Genomic DNA, 15,613 nt, shown 5'->3' with positions numbered 1-15,613 from the left:
ATGAAAAAATACATCCCAAAAAAGTACGTTCCGAAGAAAAACTGGCTGCAGCGGGACGTGTCGTTCTACAAACGCAAATTCTGGCAATTTTTCTTTTACGGACTTGGGTTCGTGACACTTTTCTTCCTGTTGGCGTCTTGGGGCGTCTTCGGGAAAATGCCCGATTTTGAAGATTTGGAGAATCCGGAGTCGAATCTGGCAACCGAAATCATTTCGTCTGACGGCGTGACCATCGGTAAATTCTACAACGAAAACCGGACGATGGTCAAGTATGAAGCGCTTCCGAAACATCTCGTGAATGCTTTGGTCGCCACCGAAGACGAGCGTTTTTACGAACATTCGGGAATCGATGGCAGACGTACGATCAGCGCGGCGGTAAAACTCGGAACCAGCGGCGGCGCGAGTACGATCACACAACAGCTTGCCAAATTGCTTTTCCACGGAGAGCGTTCGAGAAATCCTATCATCGGTTTGACGCAAAAGGTCAAGGAATGGATTATCGCCGTGCGTCTTGAAAGACAATACACCAAAAACGAGATCATCGCGATGTACTTCAACAAAGCCGATTTTGTCAACACGGCCGTTGGAATCCGTTCTGCGGCAAAAGTTTATTTCAACAAAGAGCCGAGAGATTTGACCGTTGCCGAAAGTGCTATGCTTGTCGGAATGTTGAAAAATCCGTCGTTGTTCAATCCGATCCGTCGCATGGAAAAAACCAAAGCGCGTCGCAACACGGTTTTGGGTCAAATGGTGAAGAACAACTTTTTGACGTCGGCTCAAAAATCGGAACTCGAAAACAAACCGATCGTGCTCGATTTTCATCCGGAAAGCCACAAGGAAGGAATCGCGACTTATTTCCGCGAGTATTTGCGCGATTATATGAGAAGCTGGCTCAAGGAAAACAAAAAACCGGACGGATCAGATTACGATATTTATTCCGACGGACTAAAAATCTACGTCACGCTCGATTCGCGTATGCAAGAATATGCCGAAGAAGCAGTAATGCGCCACTTGCCTAACCTTCAGGTGGAATTCGACAATCAGCAAAAAGACAACAAAAACAAACCTTTCGTTAGGATTTCAGATGCCGAGACCAAGAAAATCATGATGTCGGCCATGAAAAATTCCGATCGTTGGAAAGAGATGAAAGCCAACGACAAATCGGAAGAAGAAATCATCGCCTCTTTCGAAAAACCGACCAAAATGACCGTGTTTACCTGGAAAGGCGAGAAAGACACGACAATGACTCCGACGGATTCCATTCGTTATTACAAAAGTTTCCTGCAAACGGGAATGATGGCGATGGAACCAAGAACCGGCCACATAAAGGCTTGGGTGGGCGGAATGAACTACAAATATTTCCAGTACGACCACGTTGGCCAAGGCGCGCGACAAGTGGGCTCGACGTTCAAACCGTTCGTTTACGCGACGGCAATCGAACAACTCAACATTTCGCCTTGTGACTCGGTTCTCGATGCGCCGTTCACGATCCCGAAAGGTCGCCACAACGTCACCGAAACCTGGACGCCAAGCAATTCCGATCACCAATATCGCGGAATGGTCACTTATAAAAAGGCACTTGCGCTTTCGATCAACACGGTTTCGGCCAAATTGATCGACAAGGTCGGGCCGGATGCCGTTGTCGACATGACGCACAAACTCGGCGTAAAATCGCAAATTCCTTCCCAACCTTCGATCGCGCTTGGAGCCGTTGAAGTCACAGTTATGGACATGGTCGCGGCTTATAGCACGTTCGCCAACCAAGGAATTTACGTCAAACCGCAATTCATCTCAAGAATCGAGGATAAAAACGGAACCTTGATCTATGAACCGATGCCCGAATCTCACGACGTTTTGAGCAAAGACGTGGCTTTCGCGGTCATCAGATTGCTCGAAGGCGTGACCGAAAGCGGCTCTGGTGTTCGCCTCAGAACGCAAGGCGGCGGTTACGGATACGAAAGAGTTACGGGTTATCCTTATGTTTTCAGAAATCCGATTGCGGGTAAAACGGGAACTTCGCAGAATCAATCTGACGGTTGGTTCGTGGGAATGGTTCCGAATTTGGCCGCCGGCGTTTGGGTAGGATGCGAAGATCGTTCCGCCCGATTCAAGACGATCACCTACGGACAAGGTGCGGTTGCCGCGCTTCCGATTTGGGGAATGTTCATGAAGAAATGTTACGAGGACAAAGATCTCGACGTTTCCACGAAAGATTTTGAACGTCCGGCGAATCTTGGCATCAAAGTCGATTGTTGGGCGCCGGTTCAGAAAGATTCAACTGCTGTCGACAGCACTGCTCAAGACACGGATGAATTTTCGATCCAATAACGTTTTTTGGACTTAAAATTTAGACCTGTCACCTTTATAAACCTGACAGGTCTTTTTTGTGTCCAAAGCTGATTGCGAAATCGTTTGAGAACCCTATTTTTGCATAGATTTTCCACAACACTATGATCAACAAAAAAGTCAATTCGGTACAGGAAGCGCTCGAGGGAATCGAGAACGGAATGACCATCATGCTAGGCGGTTTCGGACTTTGCGGAATCCCTGAAAATTCGATCGCCGAACTCGTCAGGAAAGGCACGACAAATCTCACTTGCATTTCAAACAACGCCGGCGTCGACGATTTCGGGCTTGGTTTGCTGCTTCAAAAGAAACAGATCAAGAAGATGATTTCGTCTTATGTGGGCGAAAATGCCGAATTCGAGCGTCAGATGTTGTCAGGCGAACTCGAGGTCGAACTCACGCCACAAGGCACGTTGGCCGAAAAATGTCGCGCAGCCCAAGCCGGAATTCCCGCATTCTTCACGCCAGCCGGTTACGGAACGGAAATCGCCGAAGGAAAGGAAGCGCGAGAATTCAACGGCAAAATGCACATTCTCGAGCACGCATTCCACGCTGAATTTTCAATCGTCAAGGCTTGGAAAGGCGACGAAGCCGGAAACCTGATTTTCAAAGGAACGGCGAGAAATTTCAACGCGCCAATGGCCGGAGCCGGGAAAATCACGATCGCCGAAGTCGAGGAATTGCTTCCCGTCGGAAGTTTGGATCCGAACGAGATCCACATTCCCGGAATTTTGGTGCAACGAATCTTCCAAGGCGAAAAATTCGAGAAGAGAATCGAGCAACGAACCGTTAGAACCCGCAACTGATATGGCTTTAGGGAAAGAACAGATCGCGAAAAGAATCGCGAAAGAAGTAAAAGACCGCTATTACGTCAACCTCGGAATCGGAATCCCGACTTTGGTCGCGAACTACGTACGCGAAGACATTTCGGTTGAATTCCAATCAGAGAACGGCGTTTTGGGAATGGGTCCGTTTCCGTTCGAAGGCGAAGAAGATGCCGATGTGATCAACGCAGGAAAGCAAACCATCACGACTTTGAAAGGCGCGAGTTTCTTCGATTCGGCTTTCAGTTTCGGGATGATCAGAAGCCAAAAAGTCGATCTCACGATTTTGGGCGCTATGGAAGTTTCCGAAAACGGCGACATCGCCAACTGGAAAATTCCGGGAAAAATGGTAAAAGGAATGGGCGGCGCGATGGATTTGGTCGCATCTGCCGAAAATATAATCGTCGCGATGATGCACGTGAACAAAGCGGGCGAATCGAAAATCCTCAAACGTTGCACCTTGCCGTTAACGGGAGTCGGTTGCGTGAAGAAAGTCGTCACTGAACTCGCCGTTCTCGAAGTCACGCCTCAAGGTTTCAAATTGCTCGAACGCGCGCCCGGCGTGTCTGTCGAGGAAATCATTAAGTCGACCGAAGCCGATTTGATTGTCGAAGGAGAAATTCCGGAGATGGTCATCGATTAAAGTTCAAGCGGAGCAAGTTCTCCGCTTTTTTTATGTGTTTTCCTGTCGGATTTTTTCAAATCGGCGTTTTTGCCAGAACAGATAAAGTCCGTAAAGCAGCGCCAACAAAGGCCAAAATATCCAATAGAAAAAAGTGTAACCGTGGTTTTGCCATTGCTGCAACGCGGAGTCAATCCAAAAATAGGCTTTTTCGAAAACCAGGTAGAAAAGTGTCGGCGCCACGAAAATTCCAGTCCAGACAATTTGTTTGGCCTTTTTCGGATATTTCCTAAGCAACCTGACATTCAAAAATCCAAACAAAATAAATGCGACCGACGCAATTCCGCCGGGTTCAAGAAAAATCAGGAGTTTTCCCAAAACCGATTTGCGTCTGACGAAAGAAATCTCGAGTTCGTCTACGTCCGATGCCTTGATTTTCCAAGTGTGGAACTTGCCGTCAAATTTGGGCTGGCCAATGTTCGCCTTGGTGAATTCGAACTCCGGACTCGCTTTGAGTTGGATTTCGATCGGCCCGAATGACTTCCAATATTTCGCGGGATAAATCGCGTACCTCAGCGTGTATTCGCGCTCGAGACTCGTGAGCCCATATTCGATGTTGACTTGGTAAGAAACCACGATTTGGTTCCTTCCAGATTTAAGATCGGCGTCGAACCGGAATTCGTCCTTAGCTTCATGCGTTTGCCGATCGTATTCCGACACGGAGGCAAAAGTCACAGGTGGAATCGTCGTCTCAACGATTTTCCCGTTTACCGAAACCGTCGGATTTCCGTGGAGTTCCAAACCGATGAATTGCAACGGCATTGCGATGTCTTTTGCGACGAAAATGTCATAAACGACGCGGTATTTTCCAAAGAAAACGTCGTTTTTCGAAATTAGTTCAATGTCGATCTTCTCGTGTTTTACTTGAGCTTCAGTGCTTGTGAAAAGTCCGGAATGTTTCGAGCCGTCAACCCAAGGTTTGGCCATGTTCGCGAACGAAAAAAGTGCCGACAGAATTGCGATCGCGGTAAAAAAACTGATTTTGGAAAATTTGGTTACCATTCCGACTGCAAGCCGTTCTGCAGCGCGTCCCGATATTTCTCAGGATCGAAACGATACAAATCTGGAGCTTTGTGCGCGCCACCTTTTCTCGATTCGTTGAGTTTCTCGAGAATTCCGAACCTGAGGATTTTTCGGTAGAAATTGCCGCGGTTCAGTTTTTTGGCCAAGATGATCTCGTACAACTTTTGTAGTTCGGGCATCGTAAATTTTTCGGGCAACAAACTCATTCCGATAGGTTTATAATTGAGCTGTTTTCGCAATGTGGCGAGCGCTTTTTCGAGAATGCGTCCGTGATCCATCATGAAATTTGGCAGTTCTGCGACGTCGACCCATTCGCAGGCCGAGGAATATTCATCGGGAACCAAACTCACATCCTTGTAATCGACCAAAGCATAATATCCGATCGAAATAAAACGCTGTTTGTGCCATTGTTTGTCGTCGTAATCCGCGAAAAATCCTTCCGAACGGTTCAAATCCCCGAACACGCGAAATTGCTGCAAATAAATATCTTTTGCTCCGGTTCTTTCTTTCAAAATCCGACTTGCGGCTTCGTTGATCGATTCCTCTTTTTTGACATAACCGCCGGGCAAACCCCATAAATCCTGGTCTTTCAACTTCAAAATAAGCACTTTCAAAGCCGATTCATGAAAACCGAAAACGACGCTGTCTATTGAAAGATGCGGCAAATACTGCTGGTAATTGAGCTCGGATTGCTCCTCGAGTTGTTGTTTCAATTTCATGGTCGGACTCAAAAAAAGGTGCGGATTGCGAATGCGAAACCAAGATAGTTTTTTTTCGGGGAACGCGATTCAAAGGTAATGTCCGATGTCCAAAATCAACAAACTAATTGAGTTAATTCTTACATTGTTATCAGATTGAAATCTTGTTTCGATTGCTGTCGATTCCCGATTGGCCATGAAACACACCTTAGCACACGGCTTTCCACAAAGCCGCGATTCCATTGGGATTTTTCGCAAACGAAATAGTTACCATACAGAATTTTAGAACAGCCTTACGACATTATTATCTGAAAATCGTAGAATCCAAATACAAATCCTCTTACAAAAAGTCAATTTCCAGCCAGAATTTTTGTCTAAAAGAAAACAAAATTTTATCATTGCTTAATTAAGAAGCGATAATTGTTACGTCGATTAAAGCATCAGTTCAAGAAGTTCAATTGTTGAAATCTGATCGGAATAAAGTTATCAACCAATGCTTCCGAACGAAGCGATTTTAAACTAAATTCGTGTTTAACCGACTGAATTTTAGTAAAATCAAAAAACATTTCAATGAAAATTACACATCTCTTAATGGCGCTTGTGTTCGCGACTTGCTGTTTTGCTCAGGAAAACGTGAATTTCGGGCAGCAAAAGGAAATCGTTTCTCCCGAAATCCATGCAGACAACTCGGTGACTTTCCGCATGGTCGCGCCCGATGCCAAAAAGGTTCAGATAGAAAGCGATTTTTTACCGCCAAGCGGATTCGCCAAAGGCACGGCCGATTTCAAAAAAGACGCCGACGGAATCTGGACGTTCACGTCTGACAAACTCGCATCGGAATTATACAGTTACCAATTCATCATCGACGGAATCAAGGTGCACGACCCGAATAACGCTTTTTTGATCCGCGATGTTTCGACGATCGTCAATGTTTTCATTATCGGAAACGGAAAAGCCGACGATTACAAAACCAAGGACGTGCCTCACGGAACTGTAACGCGCCGCTGGTACGACTCGCCAACGCTAAAAATGAGCCGACGCGTGACGATTTACACACCGCCGGGTTATGAAACCTCCAACGAAAAATATCCGACTTTGTATTTGATGCACGGCGCCGGCGGAGACGAAGAAGCTTGGATCGCGCTAGGACGCACGGCTCAAATCATAGACAACCTGATCGCCGAAAAGAAAGCCAGACCTATGTTGGTCGTCATGACAAACGGCAATGCGAACCAAACCGCCGCGCCCGGAGAATCGTCGGCCGCTTGGACAAAACCGATTTTCATCCAACCTGATATTTGGTCTGGAAATACAGAAAAAGCCTATCCGGACGTGATCAAATTCGTCGAATCGAACTATCGCGTAAAAAAAGAAAAAGCATCCCGCGCCATAGCCGGACTTTCCATGGGCGGCATGCACTCGCTTACGATCTCGGCCAACAATCCTGATACTTTCGGCTATGTTGGCGTCTTCTCATCGGCACAATTGCAACCCAAAGACGCGAAAGGCGATGTTTACCAGAACTTCGACCAAAAGCTCAAAACCCAAAAGGAAAAAGGCTTCAAGTTGTATTGGATCGCCATCGGAAACACTGACTTTTTGTTCAAGCAGTCGAATGAATTCCGCGCAAAACTGGACGCGATGAAGTTTCCTTACAAATACATGGAATCCCAAGGCGGCCACACTTGGTCGAACTGGAGAGATTATCTGACTGAATTCGCACCAATGTTGTTCAAGTGATGAATCAGCCAGTTTCTACCCGAATCGGAGGCGAACTCGGTGCAACCAAACCGCACTTCCCAATTCTCGACGGACTTCGCGGCGTCGCAGCCGTAATGGTCGTGATTTTTCACTTGTTCGAATCGCATGCGACGAGCCATCAGGATCAAATCGTGAACCACGGTTATCTCGCCGTCGACTTTTTCTTTTTGCTATCGGGCTTCGTGATCGGATACGCTTATGACGACCGCTGGGGAAAAATGACCGTGAAGGATTTCTTCAAAAGGCGTTTGATCCGATTGCAGCCGATGGTTGTCATGGGAATGTTCGTAGGCGGAATTTTGTTCTACTTCCAAGCTTGCGAACTTTGGCCGAGTATCGCGCAAACGCCGCTGTGGAAAATGATTTTGGTGATGGCAATCGGGATGACTTTGATCCCACTTCCGCTTTCGATGGACATCCGCGGTTGGACCGAAATGCATTCGTTGAACGGTCCGGGTTGGTCGCTGTTTTACGAATACATCGCCAATATCTTGTATGCCGTCGCAGTCCGCAAATTTACGATTACGGCTTTGGCACTTTTGGTGATCGTGACCGGAGCCGGATTGGCGCATTACGTCATTACTAGTCCGGGCGGCGATATTGTCGGAGGTTGGGCGCTTACCGCGGAACAGATACAAATCGGGTTCACGCGCGTATTGTTCCCGTTTTTCGCCGGATTGCTTTTGTTCCGACTAGGAAAACTTGCCACGATCAGGAATGCATTCGTTTGGACGAGTTTGCTTATTGTCGGAATTCTGGCCTTTCCAAGAATCGGCGGAACAGAAAACCTTTGGGTAAACGGACTTTACGAGGCGATCTGCATTCTCGCGCTTTTCCCGCTTATCGTTTATTTGGGCGCGAGTGGCGAGATTCGGTCTTCTGTCGGAAAGCGCATCTGCAAATTCACTGGTGACATTTCTTATCCGCTTTACATTACGCATTATCCGCTGGTTTACGTCTATATGGCTTACGTTACGAACAACAAGATTTCGATGGCGCAAGGTTGGCCCTATATGATCCTGACTTTCGTGGTCGCGATCGCTTTGGCTTACGGATGTCTCAAATTGTACGACGAACCCGTTAGAAACTGGCTCCGAAAAAAGTTCCAACGCTAATACAAACAAACAACTATATGAAAAACAGAATACTTACACTTGTCGCATTCGGATTGGTCATCGTCAATGTGCACGCCCAACAGACCGCGAGTTTACAGGCGAAAGAGCAAAAAGCGCCAAAACTCGGGAAAGATCCGGTAGCGCAAGTGATAGCAGCCATGACCGACGATGAAAAAGCGAGTTTACTCATGGGAACGGGAATGCCGGGCTACGACGGGATTACTCCGACGCCAGGCGTAAACGAAGGAAGAATTCCCGGAGCGGCAAGTCTTACCTACGAAATAAAACGCCTTGGGATTCCGGCAATCGTTTTGGCCGACGGACCAGCCGGACTTCGCATCAGCCCGACGCGCAAAAACGACAAGAACACTTACTATTGCACAGCCTTTCCCGTCGGGACCGCTTTGGCTTCGACCTGGAATTTGCCATTGATAGAAAACGTAGGAAAAGCGATGGGTCAGGAAGTCAAGGAGTATGGAGTCGATGTTCTGCTTGCTCCGGCGTTGAACATCCACAGAAATCCTTTGTGCGGACGAAATTTTGAGTACTATTCGGAAGATCCGCTAATTTCCGGCAAAACTGCGGCTGCAATCGTAAACGGAATAGAGTCGAATGGCGTCGGAACATCGGTGAAACACTTCGCGGCAAACAATCAGGAATCGAACAGATTGGGCGTAAATGCCAATGTGAGCGAGCGCGCAATGCGTGAAATTTACCTTCGCGGATTCGAACACGTCATAAAAGAAGCGCAACCTTGGACTGTAATGTCTTCCTACAATCTTGTTGACGGCACTTACACTTCTGCAAGAAAGGATCTGTTGACCGATATTCTCCGCGACGAATGGGGATTCAAAGGATTGGTCATGACCGATTGGTTTGGCGGATTCTCCGGACTCGAGTCACTGAAAACAAGTACGAGCGACGTCGCAGCCCAACTTTCGGCCGGAAACGATTTACTAATGCCAGGAATCCCAGCCCAGAAAAAAGCGATTCTCGATAATATGAAATCGGGGAAACTTCCCAGAGAAGTCGTAGATAAGAACATCAAAAGGATTTTGGAAATCGTGCTCGAGTCGCCCACTATGAAAGCCTACAAGTTTTCTGACAAACCCAATCTCAAAGCCAATGCACAAGTTACCAGAGACGCCGCGGCCGAAGGTATGATCTTGCTTAAAAATGACGAGAAAACATTGCCTTTTTCGAAGAAAGACAAGCGCGTTGCCGTGTTTGGCGTTACTTCCTACAACTTTATCTCGGGCGGAACCGGAAGCGGCAACGTGAACGAAGCCTACACGGTTTCACTACTTGACGGGCTTGCCAACAACGGTTTCAAAATCGATGACGAACTCAAATCGAAATACGTGCCTTACACGCAAAAGTTCGATGCCGAAGAAGTGGCCCGAAAAGAAAAAGAAGGCGTGCTTTTCCTGGCAAACCGACTTCCGGAACTCGATCTTGAGCGCGACCTGATAAACAAAAAAGCAGCCGAGTCTGAAATCGCCATCATCACGATTGGCCGAAACGCGGGCGAGGGCGCAGACAGAAAAGTAGCGAACGACTTCGATTTGGCCGATGACGAACAAAAACTAATCAACTCCGTTTCGTCGGCATTTCACAAACTCAACAAGAAGGTCGTCGTGATCCTGAACATTGGCGGCGTAATCGAAACGGCGAGTTGGAAAGACAGAGTCGATGCGATTTTACTCGCTTGGCAACCTGGCCAGGAAGGCGGAAATTCGGTTGCGGACGTTTTCTCGGGAAAAGTGAATCCGTCGGGAAAGCTTACCATGACTTGGCCGGCGAACTATTCCGACACGCCGTCAGCGAAGAACTTTCCGGGCATTCCAGCCGACAATCCGAAGAACGTGAATTACGAAGAAGGCGTTTACGTCGGCTATCGCTACTTCAACACTTTCAACGTGAAACCGTCGTTTGAATTCGGATTCGGCAAATCTTACACGACTTTCGAGTATTCCGGAATCAAGTTGTCTGACAAATCTTTTAAAGACAAAATCACCGTTTCGGTTACGGTCAAAAACACCGGAAAAATCGCCGGAAAAGAAGTCGTGCAAGTTTATCTGTCGGCTCCGACCAAATCGATCGACAAGCCCAAATCTGAACTGAAAGCCTTCGGAAAAACCAAAAGTCTGAAACCCGGAGAAAGCCAAACGGTCGCTTTGACGATTTCGGCCAAAGATCTTGCGTCGTTCCTGGAAAGCGAAAATGCCTGGATCGCCGACGCCGGAACTTATACGGTTTCGATCGGCGCGTCATCGCTCGACATCAAACAAAGCGCAACTTTCCAATTGGCTTCGGATCTTGCCGTAGAAAAAACGCATCCGGCTTTCAAGTTGACAGCGCCGTTAAACGAACTCAAAGCCTCAAAATGAGAAAAACCATCCTATTCGGATTGTTTCTGTCGGCTCATTTCGCGCTTGCCCAAAACGTGATTTGGGTGAGTTCGACCGAGCGTGAACCTTGGCAAAGACAGTCGGTTACGATTCATAAAAAGGTCGACAACGCTTTGTCAATCGACGCTTCGCGACAGTTCCAGGTTATTGACGGATTCGGGAGTTGCTTCAACGAATTGGGTTGGACGTCGCTCTCGGAATTGTCCGAAAAAGATAGAAACGACATTTTCAAGGAATTGTTCCAACCGAATTTCGGCGCCAATTTCAACAGCTGCAGAATGCCTATAGGCGCCAACGATTTCTCTCGCGACTGGTACTCATACGACGAAACCGACCAAGATTTCGACCTCAAGGATTTCAGCATCAAAAACGATTTGGAGACCTTGATTCCGTTTATAAAATCGGCTCAAAAGTTCAATAAAAAGCTTACAGTTTGGGCTTCACCATGGAGTCCGCCGAGCTGGATGAAATACAACAAGCACTACGCATTGAGCAAAGTTCCAGACATGATAAAAGACGTCGATAACGGACTTTCGGAAGACCAAATCGGCAAAGAAGGCAACGATATGTTCATTCAGGAAGACCGATATTTCCAGGCTTACGCGAAATATTTTGGCCGATTCATCTCTGATTACAAAAAGCAAGGCATCGCGATTTCTATGGTCATGCCGCAAAACGAGTTCAATTCGGCACAATGGTATCCGAGTTGCACGTGGACGCCAAACGGTTTGTCGAAGTTCATTTCCTGCCTCGGACCCGAAATGGAAAAATCCAAAACACAGATTTTCTTCGGAACGCTCGAACGCCCGAACGACAAGCTTTTCCAAGAGGTTTTCGACAATCCTGAAGCCGGAAAATACATCAAAGGCGTCGGTTTGCAATGGGCCGGAAAAGAAGCCATTTCGAAAATCCACGCGAAAAATCCCGATCTCAAAATCTACCAAAGCGAGCACGAATGCGGCAACGGAGAAAATTCGTGGGCATACGCCGAATACAGTTGGGATTTGATGAAACACTACTTCCTGAACGGCGCCAACGCGTATTTTTATTGGAATACTTCTTTGCTCGAAGGCGGCGTGAGTCGTTGGGGTTGGAAGCAAAATTCGCTCGTGACGGTCAACAAACACGATAAAACCTACAAGTACAATCCTGAGTTTTACGTGATGAAACACCTGAGCCATTTCGTAAAACCGGGCGCGCATTTAATTGACGCAAGTACAAAGGAAAAAAAGCTTCGCGACGACGTTTTGGGTTGGTGGAAAGGCGAGCTCGACAGCAACAAAGACGACATGCTGGCCTTCGCGAATCCTGACGGAAGCGTCGTGATCGTGGTTTACAACGCAACTGACAACGAAAAAACCTTCGCGTTCAAAACCGGAAAAAGCGAAGTTTCCCAAACGCTGAAAGCCAAGTCCTTTAATACTTTTCTCGTTCTTTAGTATTGATTTGGGCGCCTCCCCGCCCGGAAAGTATCTTGTAAAAAAGAAAATTTCGTTGGGCGGGGCCGGGTTTTCCGCTGTATCTTTTTTGAACGAAAGTCTGAGATAAAAACAAATTCAGTGGCTGCAAAAAAGGATGCCGCTGCAACCCCTGGCGCGGGCCTATCGGCTTATCAAGACAAACTTATTCCGATTTGTAATAGTCGTCAAAAGAGACGACTTTCTTGCGGTAAACTTTTTCTTTGGGAGTGACTCGGTTGCCACGCCACTTTCCGTTTTCAAGCGAATAATCCGTTGAATCCGAATACGCGATTTCCAAAACGGTGCTTTCCTCTGATGAAGTTTCAGCTTCGTCAACATTGACTTTTACCATCGAAAATTTGGTCGCTTTGCCCGATTCCATCGTTGGGAAAAACTCGTAAGACGTTCCGAAACCGCTGTCCATCATCGAGTAATTGGTGAGCACTTGCTGGATTTCGTTTGCGTCCACGAAAAAAAGAAAGTGGTTCCACACGTAGCCGCAAGCCGCATAGCCCGTGCTGACTTCCAAAAATCGCGAGTCGTATTCGGTCTCGCTCGTCTGGATCACTTTGGAATTCACACTCCATTCCGCTCCGCGGTCGGTGTCGATCTTGCCCGAAAAATCTTTCACGACTTTCCCGCTTTTGATGAATTCGATGCGATATTCCAAGTTGCCCGCGCCTTCGCTGTCTTTGTCGTTTTTCCAATCGAGTTCGTACACGCGGACTTTGTCGGCAACCGCTTTCAGGTTTCGATCGAGATTTTCCTCATAGACAAGTTTTCCGGTTTTTTCAACGGCTTTCGCATCGGTTTCCATCGGACTTTCGACCGTTTCAGAAACCACATCGTCGTTCTCAACCGATTCCTTGTGCGAACATCCGAAGGCCAAAAGACCGAATAAAATGTACTTTTTCATGTTTAGAAAAACCATCCGGCCACCAAAATGGCAGCGATTACACAAATCAAATCGACTAGCAACATCGCACCCAAAGTGTAACGCGTGTTCTTGATTTTGATCGATCCGAAGTACACGGCGATTACGTAAAAAGTCGTTTCGGCACTACATTGGAAGATGCAGACCAAGCGTCCGGTGAACGAATCCGGTCCGGCCTGACGCATCGCATCGATCATGAAACCTCTCGATCCGCCCGAAGAAAACGGACGCAAAAGCGCCACCGGAAGCGAATCGGTTATGTCTTTGTTCACGCCCATAGTCGAGAAAAACAGCGCGATCCAATTCGAGATAATTTCAAAAAGCCCGGAATTCCGGAAAAGCGAAATGGCGACCAACATTCCCAAAACATAAGGGAAAATCGTGATCCCGGTCTTGAGCCCGTTATTGGCGCCGGTCACGAAAGAATCGAAAATCGTGGTTTCCTGGGCGACGAATTTCTTCTCGTTCAAAAACGCGAAAACCAACGTCACGCCAATGATTCCAACCAACATTATTCCTGAAAGATTTGACGTAAAGACGTTCTTTCCGATCAAATCGAGACTGTTCACGTAAAACAAAAGCCCGACGATCGCAGCGACAATCGTCATCAATGCCACAATCAGTGACACGCTTTTGAAGTTGATTTTTTGGCGGATTCCGATGATGAGAAAAGCGGCGATCGTCCCGATAAACGACGTGATGATACAAGGAAGCATGACGTCTGCCGGGTTCGTGGCGTTCTCGGCCGCGCGGTATCCGATAATCGAAGTCGGGATCAAAGTCAAACCCGCGGCGTGCAAACACATGAACATGATCTGGGCGTCGCTGGCCTTGTCCTTGTGCGGATTTATTTCCTGCAGACTTTCCATGGCCTTGAGTCCGAAAGGCGTCGCAGCCGAATCGAGTCCGAGGAAATTCGCGGCGAAATTCAAGGTCATGTAAGAAATCGACGGATGGTTTTTGGGAACGCTCGGAAAGACTTTCACGAAAACCGGACTGAGTTTTCTCGCGAGTTTTTCAGACGCGCCCGAATCAATCAAAAGTTGCATCAGTCCGCAGAAAAACGCCAGATAGGCAATCAACGGAATGATCAAATCGAGCACCGTGCTTTTGCAGGTCGGCAACAATCCATCTGACTTTTGAACACCGCTGTAAATTTTGACGGTTTGGCTTTTGTAAGCGTAAGTCGTATCGAGATTTGTGGTATCGCGGTTGATGACGAAGGTTTTCTCGCTCGATTTCTGGATGCTGTCGCGAAGAAAAACCGGAAGTTCGTTGAGATACTTTTCGCCAATCTGGATCGGGTCGTCCTTTTTGCCGTTGATGATGTAATCGAGTCCGTAGTGATGGCCGATCGAAACGCCAACGAGAATAAAAAGTATGGACGAAATGAAAATGGCGAGCCAGAACCTGCTTAGAACCATGATGGGGATTTTTTGCTAAAATAGCGAAAGTTCGCTAGTTGTCCGTTTGGACACGCTACTAGAAATCAACAACCGATCCCAAAAATCGGGCAAAATCAAAATGTGAGGCTTACCTCAAAAAGTTCCCGAATTTACAGCTTGCGTCATATCGCGCTGCGTAAGCACTCTTGCGGCGGCTTTGTGACGTTTCTCAGAAAGAGGCGACTTTGAAAGTGCAAGCAAAGTTTCAGAGTCCATAGTCTCATACTCGGCAACGTAAGCTTCGACCTCAAGGTCTGTTTCGTTCAAATCGTGAATGATTTCCACGTGATTGTCTTTGTATTTTTTTGCCGCCGAACGATTGAAGAAAAACAAGGCGACGATTGCGATCGCAAAAATGGCAAAGATGATTTGGGTTGTCATAGTTGTTGTCGTTTGCGGTGAAGGTAAGGTAATTCGAGTGAGTTTGGGTGTTTTTGGGTTAGAATTGGGTTTATTCAACAAAGTTTGCTTTTAAAAATTTCGTTTTTGAAATACGGTTTCTTTCTTGTTTTTTTGAGCTTTTTCCGGCTAAGTGGCACTAGCTTTCTTTAAAAAACCAGTTTTTCTAAGGTTTAAAACGAGCTTCCTGCGGTCGCTGTTTTAAATCTAGAAAAATTTGGTTTTTTCTGCGAAAGGCTAGTTGCCGTTATCCGGGCTATTTTCTTTTATCACAAAATCTTTTTTTTCATTATTTCCTGAGAAAACCGGAAACGTCGCTCGCTCTCGAGCCGCATAGAACGAGCTGCGCTCGTTTGCTTCTTTCGCCGGCTGCGCCGTCGCTTGCTTTGACTTTCTTTCGTCGCCTTCCGCGGGACTACTTTTGCCTGGCCGCAAAAGTAGCAAAAAGGCCTTGCGGCTCGAACCAAAAACGCGACCTGACAGCCTTGGAATTTGGAAAAGAGGCGAACAATGCG

General features: G+C 47.1%; 12 protein-coding genes. 7 read left to right on the top strand and 5 right to left on the bottom strand.

Features of this window, described 5'->3' with window-relative positions; all coding sequences use genetic code 11:
- The 3 genes from EOO49_RS02515 to EOO49_RS02505 all read left to right on the top strand — a co-directional run bounded on the left by EOO49_RS02515 (window position 1) and on the right by EOO49_RS02505 (window position 3,813).
- Window positions 1-2,328, top strand: a complete 2,328-nt coding sequence (locus tag EOO49_RS02515) for a penicillin-binding protein 1A (protein WP_290842419.1) — start codon at window positions 1-3, stop codon at window positions 2,326-2,328.
- A gap of 122 nt (window positions 2,329-2,450) precedes the next feature.
- Window positions 2,451-3,152, top strand: a complete 702-nt coding sequence (locus tag EOO49_RS02510) for a CoA transferase subunit A (protein ID WP_290842417.1) — start codon at window positions 2,451-2,453, stop codon at window positions 3,150-3,152.
- A 1-nt stretch (window position 3,153) separates the two neighbouring features.
- Window positions 3,154-3,813, top strand: a complete 660-nt coding sequence (locus EOO49_RS02505) for a CoA transferase subunit B (protein ID WP_290842415.1) — start codon at window positions 3,154-3,156, stop codon at window positions 3,811-3,813.
- Between the two features lie 30 nt (window positions 3,814-3,843).
- Here EOO49_RS02505 and EOO49_RS02500 read toward each other — a convergent pair whose 3' ends face one another.
- Window positions 3,844-4,854 (bottom strand): hypothetical protein, encoded by a 1,011-nt coding sequence (locus EOO49_RS02500; protein WP_290842413.1) that lies wholly within the window; start codon window positions 4,852-4,854, stop codon window positions 3,844-3,846.
- Window positions 4,848-5,594 (bottom strand): NUDIX domain-containing protein, encoded by a 747-nt coding sequence (locus EOO49_RS02495; RefSeq protein ID WP_290842411.1) that lies wholly within the window; start codon window positions 5,592-5,594, stop codon window positions 4,848-4,850. The genes EOO49_RS02500 and EOO49_RS02495 overlap by 7 nt, the downstream gene beginning before the upstream one ends.
- A gap of 549 nt (window positions 5,595-6,143) precedes the next feature.
- Between EOO49_RS02495 and EOO49_RS02490 the strand changes: the two genes are divergently transcribed.
- The 4 genes from EOO49_RS02490 to EOO49_RS02475 are packed head-to-tail and all read left to right on the top strand — an operon-like array spanning window position 6,144 to window position 12,299.
- The gene (locus EOO49_RS02490) at window positions 6,144-7,313 is read left to right on the top strand and encodes an esterase (protein WP_290842409.1); all 1,170 of its coding nucleotides are present in this window, start codon (window positions 6,144-6,146) and stop codon (window positions 7,311-7,313) included.
- Entirely contained in the window at window positions 7,313-8,449 is a 1,137-nt protein-coding gene (locus EOO49_RS02485; protein ID WP_290842407.1) for an acyltransferase, read from the top strand. The genes EOO49_RS02490 and EOO49_RS02485 overlap by 1 nt, the downstream gene beginning before the upstream one ends.
- 17 nt (window positions 8,450-8,466) lie before the next feature.
- The gene (locus tag EOO49_RS02480; RefSeq protein ID WP_290842405.1) at window positions 8,467-10,839 is read left to right on the top strand and encodes a glycoside hydrolase family 3 N-terminal domain-containing protein; all 2,373 of its coding nucleotides are present in this window, start codon (window positions 8,467-8,469) and stop codon (window positions 10,837-10,839) included.
- Window positions 10,836-12,299: a glycoside hydrolase family 30 protein gene (locus EOO49_RS02475; RefSeq protein ID WP_290842403.1), complete on the top strand. Its 1,464-nt coding sequence runs from the start codon at window positions 10,836-10,838 to the stop codon at window positions 12,297-12,299. The genes EOO49_RS02480 and EOO49_RS02475 overlap by 4 nt, the downstream gene beginning before the upstream one ends.
- A gap of 184 nt (window positions 12,300-12,483) precedes the next feature.
- Here EOO49_RS02475 and EOO49_RS02470 read toward each other — a convergent pair whose 3' ends face one another.
- From EOO49_RS02470 to EOO49_RS02460, 3 genes are all read right to left on the bottom strand, one after another.
- Complete coding sequence (locus EOO49_RS02470) at window positions 12,484-13,236, bottom strand: hypothetical protein (RefSeq protein ID WP_290842402.1); 753 nt, start codon at window positions 13,234-13,236, stop codon at window positions 12,484-12,486.
- Between the two features lie 2 nt (window positions 13,237-13,238).
- Window positions 13,239-14,678 carry a nucleoside recognition domain-containing protein gene (locus tag EOO49_RS02465; protein ID WP_290842400.1) on the bottom strand — a complete coding sequence of 480 codons (1,440 nt, stop codon included), beginning with the start codon at window positions 14,676-14,678 and terminating at the stop codon, window positions 13,239-13,241.
- Between the two features lie 114 nt (window positions 14,679-14,792).
- Complete coding sequence (locus tag EOO49_RS02460; RefSeq protein WP_290842398.1) at window positions 14,793-15,080, bottom strand: hypothetical protein; 288 nt, start codon at window positions 15,078-15,080, stop codon at window positions 14,793-14,795.
- Window positions 15,081-15,613: the final 533 nt, after the last annotated feature.

The organism is Flavobacterium sp., assembly GCF_004295795.1.
Lineage (GTDB): Bacteria > Bacteroidota > Bacteroidia > Flavobacteriales > Flavobacteriaceae > Flavobacterium.
This window is presented reverse-complemented; position numbering and strand designations above follow the sequence as displayed.

Coding starts and splice junctions, on each gene's coding strand:
- EOO49_RS02495 (WP_290842411.1), bottom strand. CDS start 5,594: ATGAAATTGAAACAACAACTCGAGGAGCAATCCGAGCTCAATTACCAG.
- EOO49_RS02470 (WP_290842402.1), bottom strand. CDS start 13,236: ATGAAAAAGTACATTTTATTCGGTCTTTTGGCCTTCGGATGTTCGCAC.
- EOO49_RS02490 (WP_290842409.1), top strand. CDS start 6,144: ATGAAAATTACACATCTCTTAATGGCGCTTGTGTTCGCGACTTGCTGT.
- EOO49_RS02480 (WP_290842405.1), top strand. CDS start 8,467: ATGAAAAACAGAATACTTACACTTGTCGCATTCGGATTGGTCATCGTC.
- EOO49_RS02465 (WP_290842400.1), bottom strand. CDS start 14,678: ATGGTTCTAAGCAGGTTCTGGCTCGCCATTTTCATTTCGTCCATACTT.
- EOO49_RS02515 (WP_290842419.1), top strand. CDS start 1: ATGAAAAAATACATCCCAAAAAAGTACGTTCCGAAGAAAAACTGGCTG.
- EOO49_RS02500 (WP_290842413.1), bottom strand. CDS start 4,854: ATGGTAACCAAATTTTCCAAAATCAGTTTTTTTACCGCGATCGCAATT.
- EOO49_RS02485 (WP_290842407.1), top strand. CDS start 7,313: ATGAATCAGCCAGTTTCTACCCGAATCGGAGGCGAACTCGGTGCAACC.
- EOO49_RS02510 (WP_290842417.1), top strand. CDS start 2,451: ATGATCAACAAAAAAGTCAATTCGGTACAGGAAGCGCTCGAGGGAATC.
- EOO49_RS02505 (WP_290842415.1), top strand. CDS start 3,154: ATGGCTTTAGGGAAAGAACAGATCGCGAAAAGAATCGCGAAAGAAGTA.
- EOO49_RS02475 (WP_290842403.1), top strand. CDS start 10,836: ATGAGAAAAACCATCCTATTCGGATTGTTTCTGTCGGCTCATTTCGCG.
- EOO49_RS02460 (WP_290842398.1), bottom strand. CDS start 15,080: ATGACAACCCAAATCATCTTTGCCATTTTTGCGATCGCAATCGTCGCC.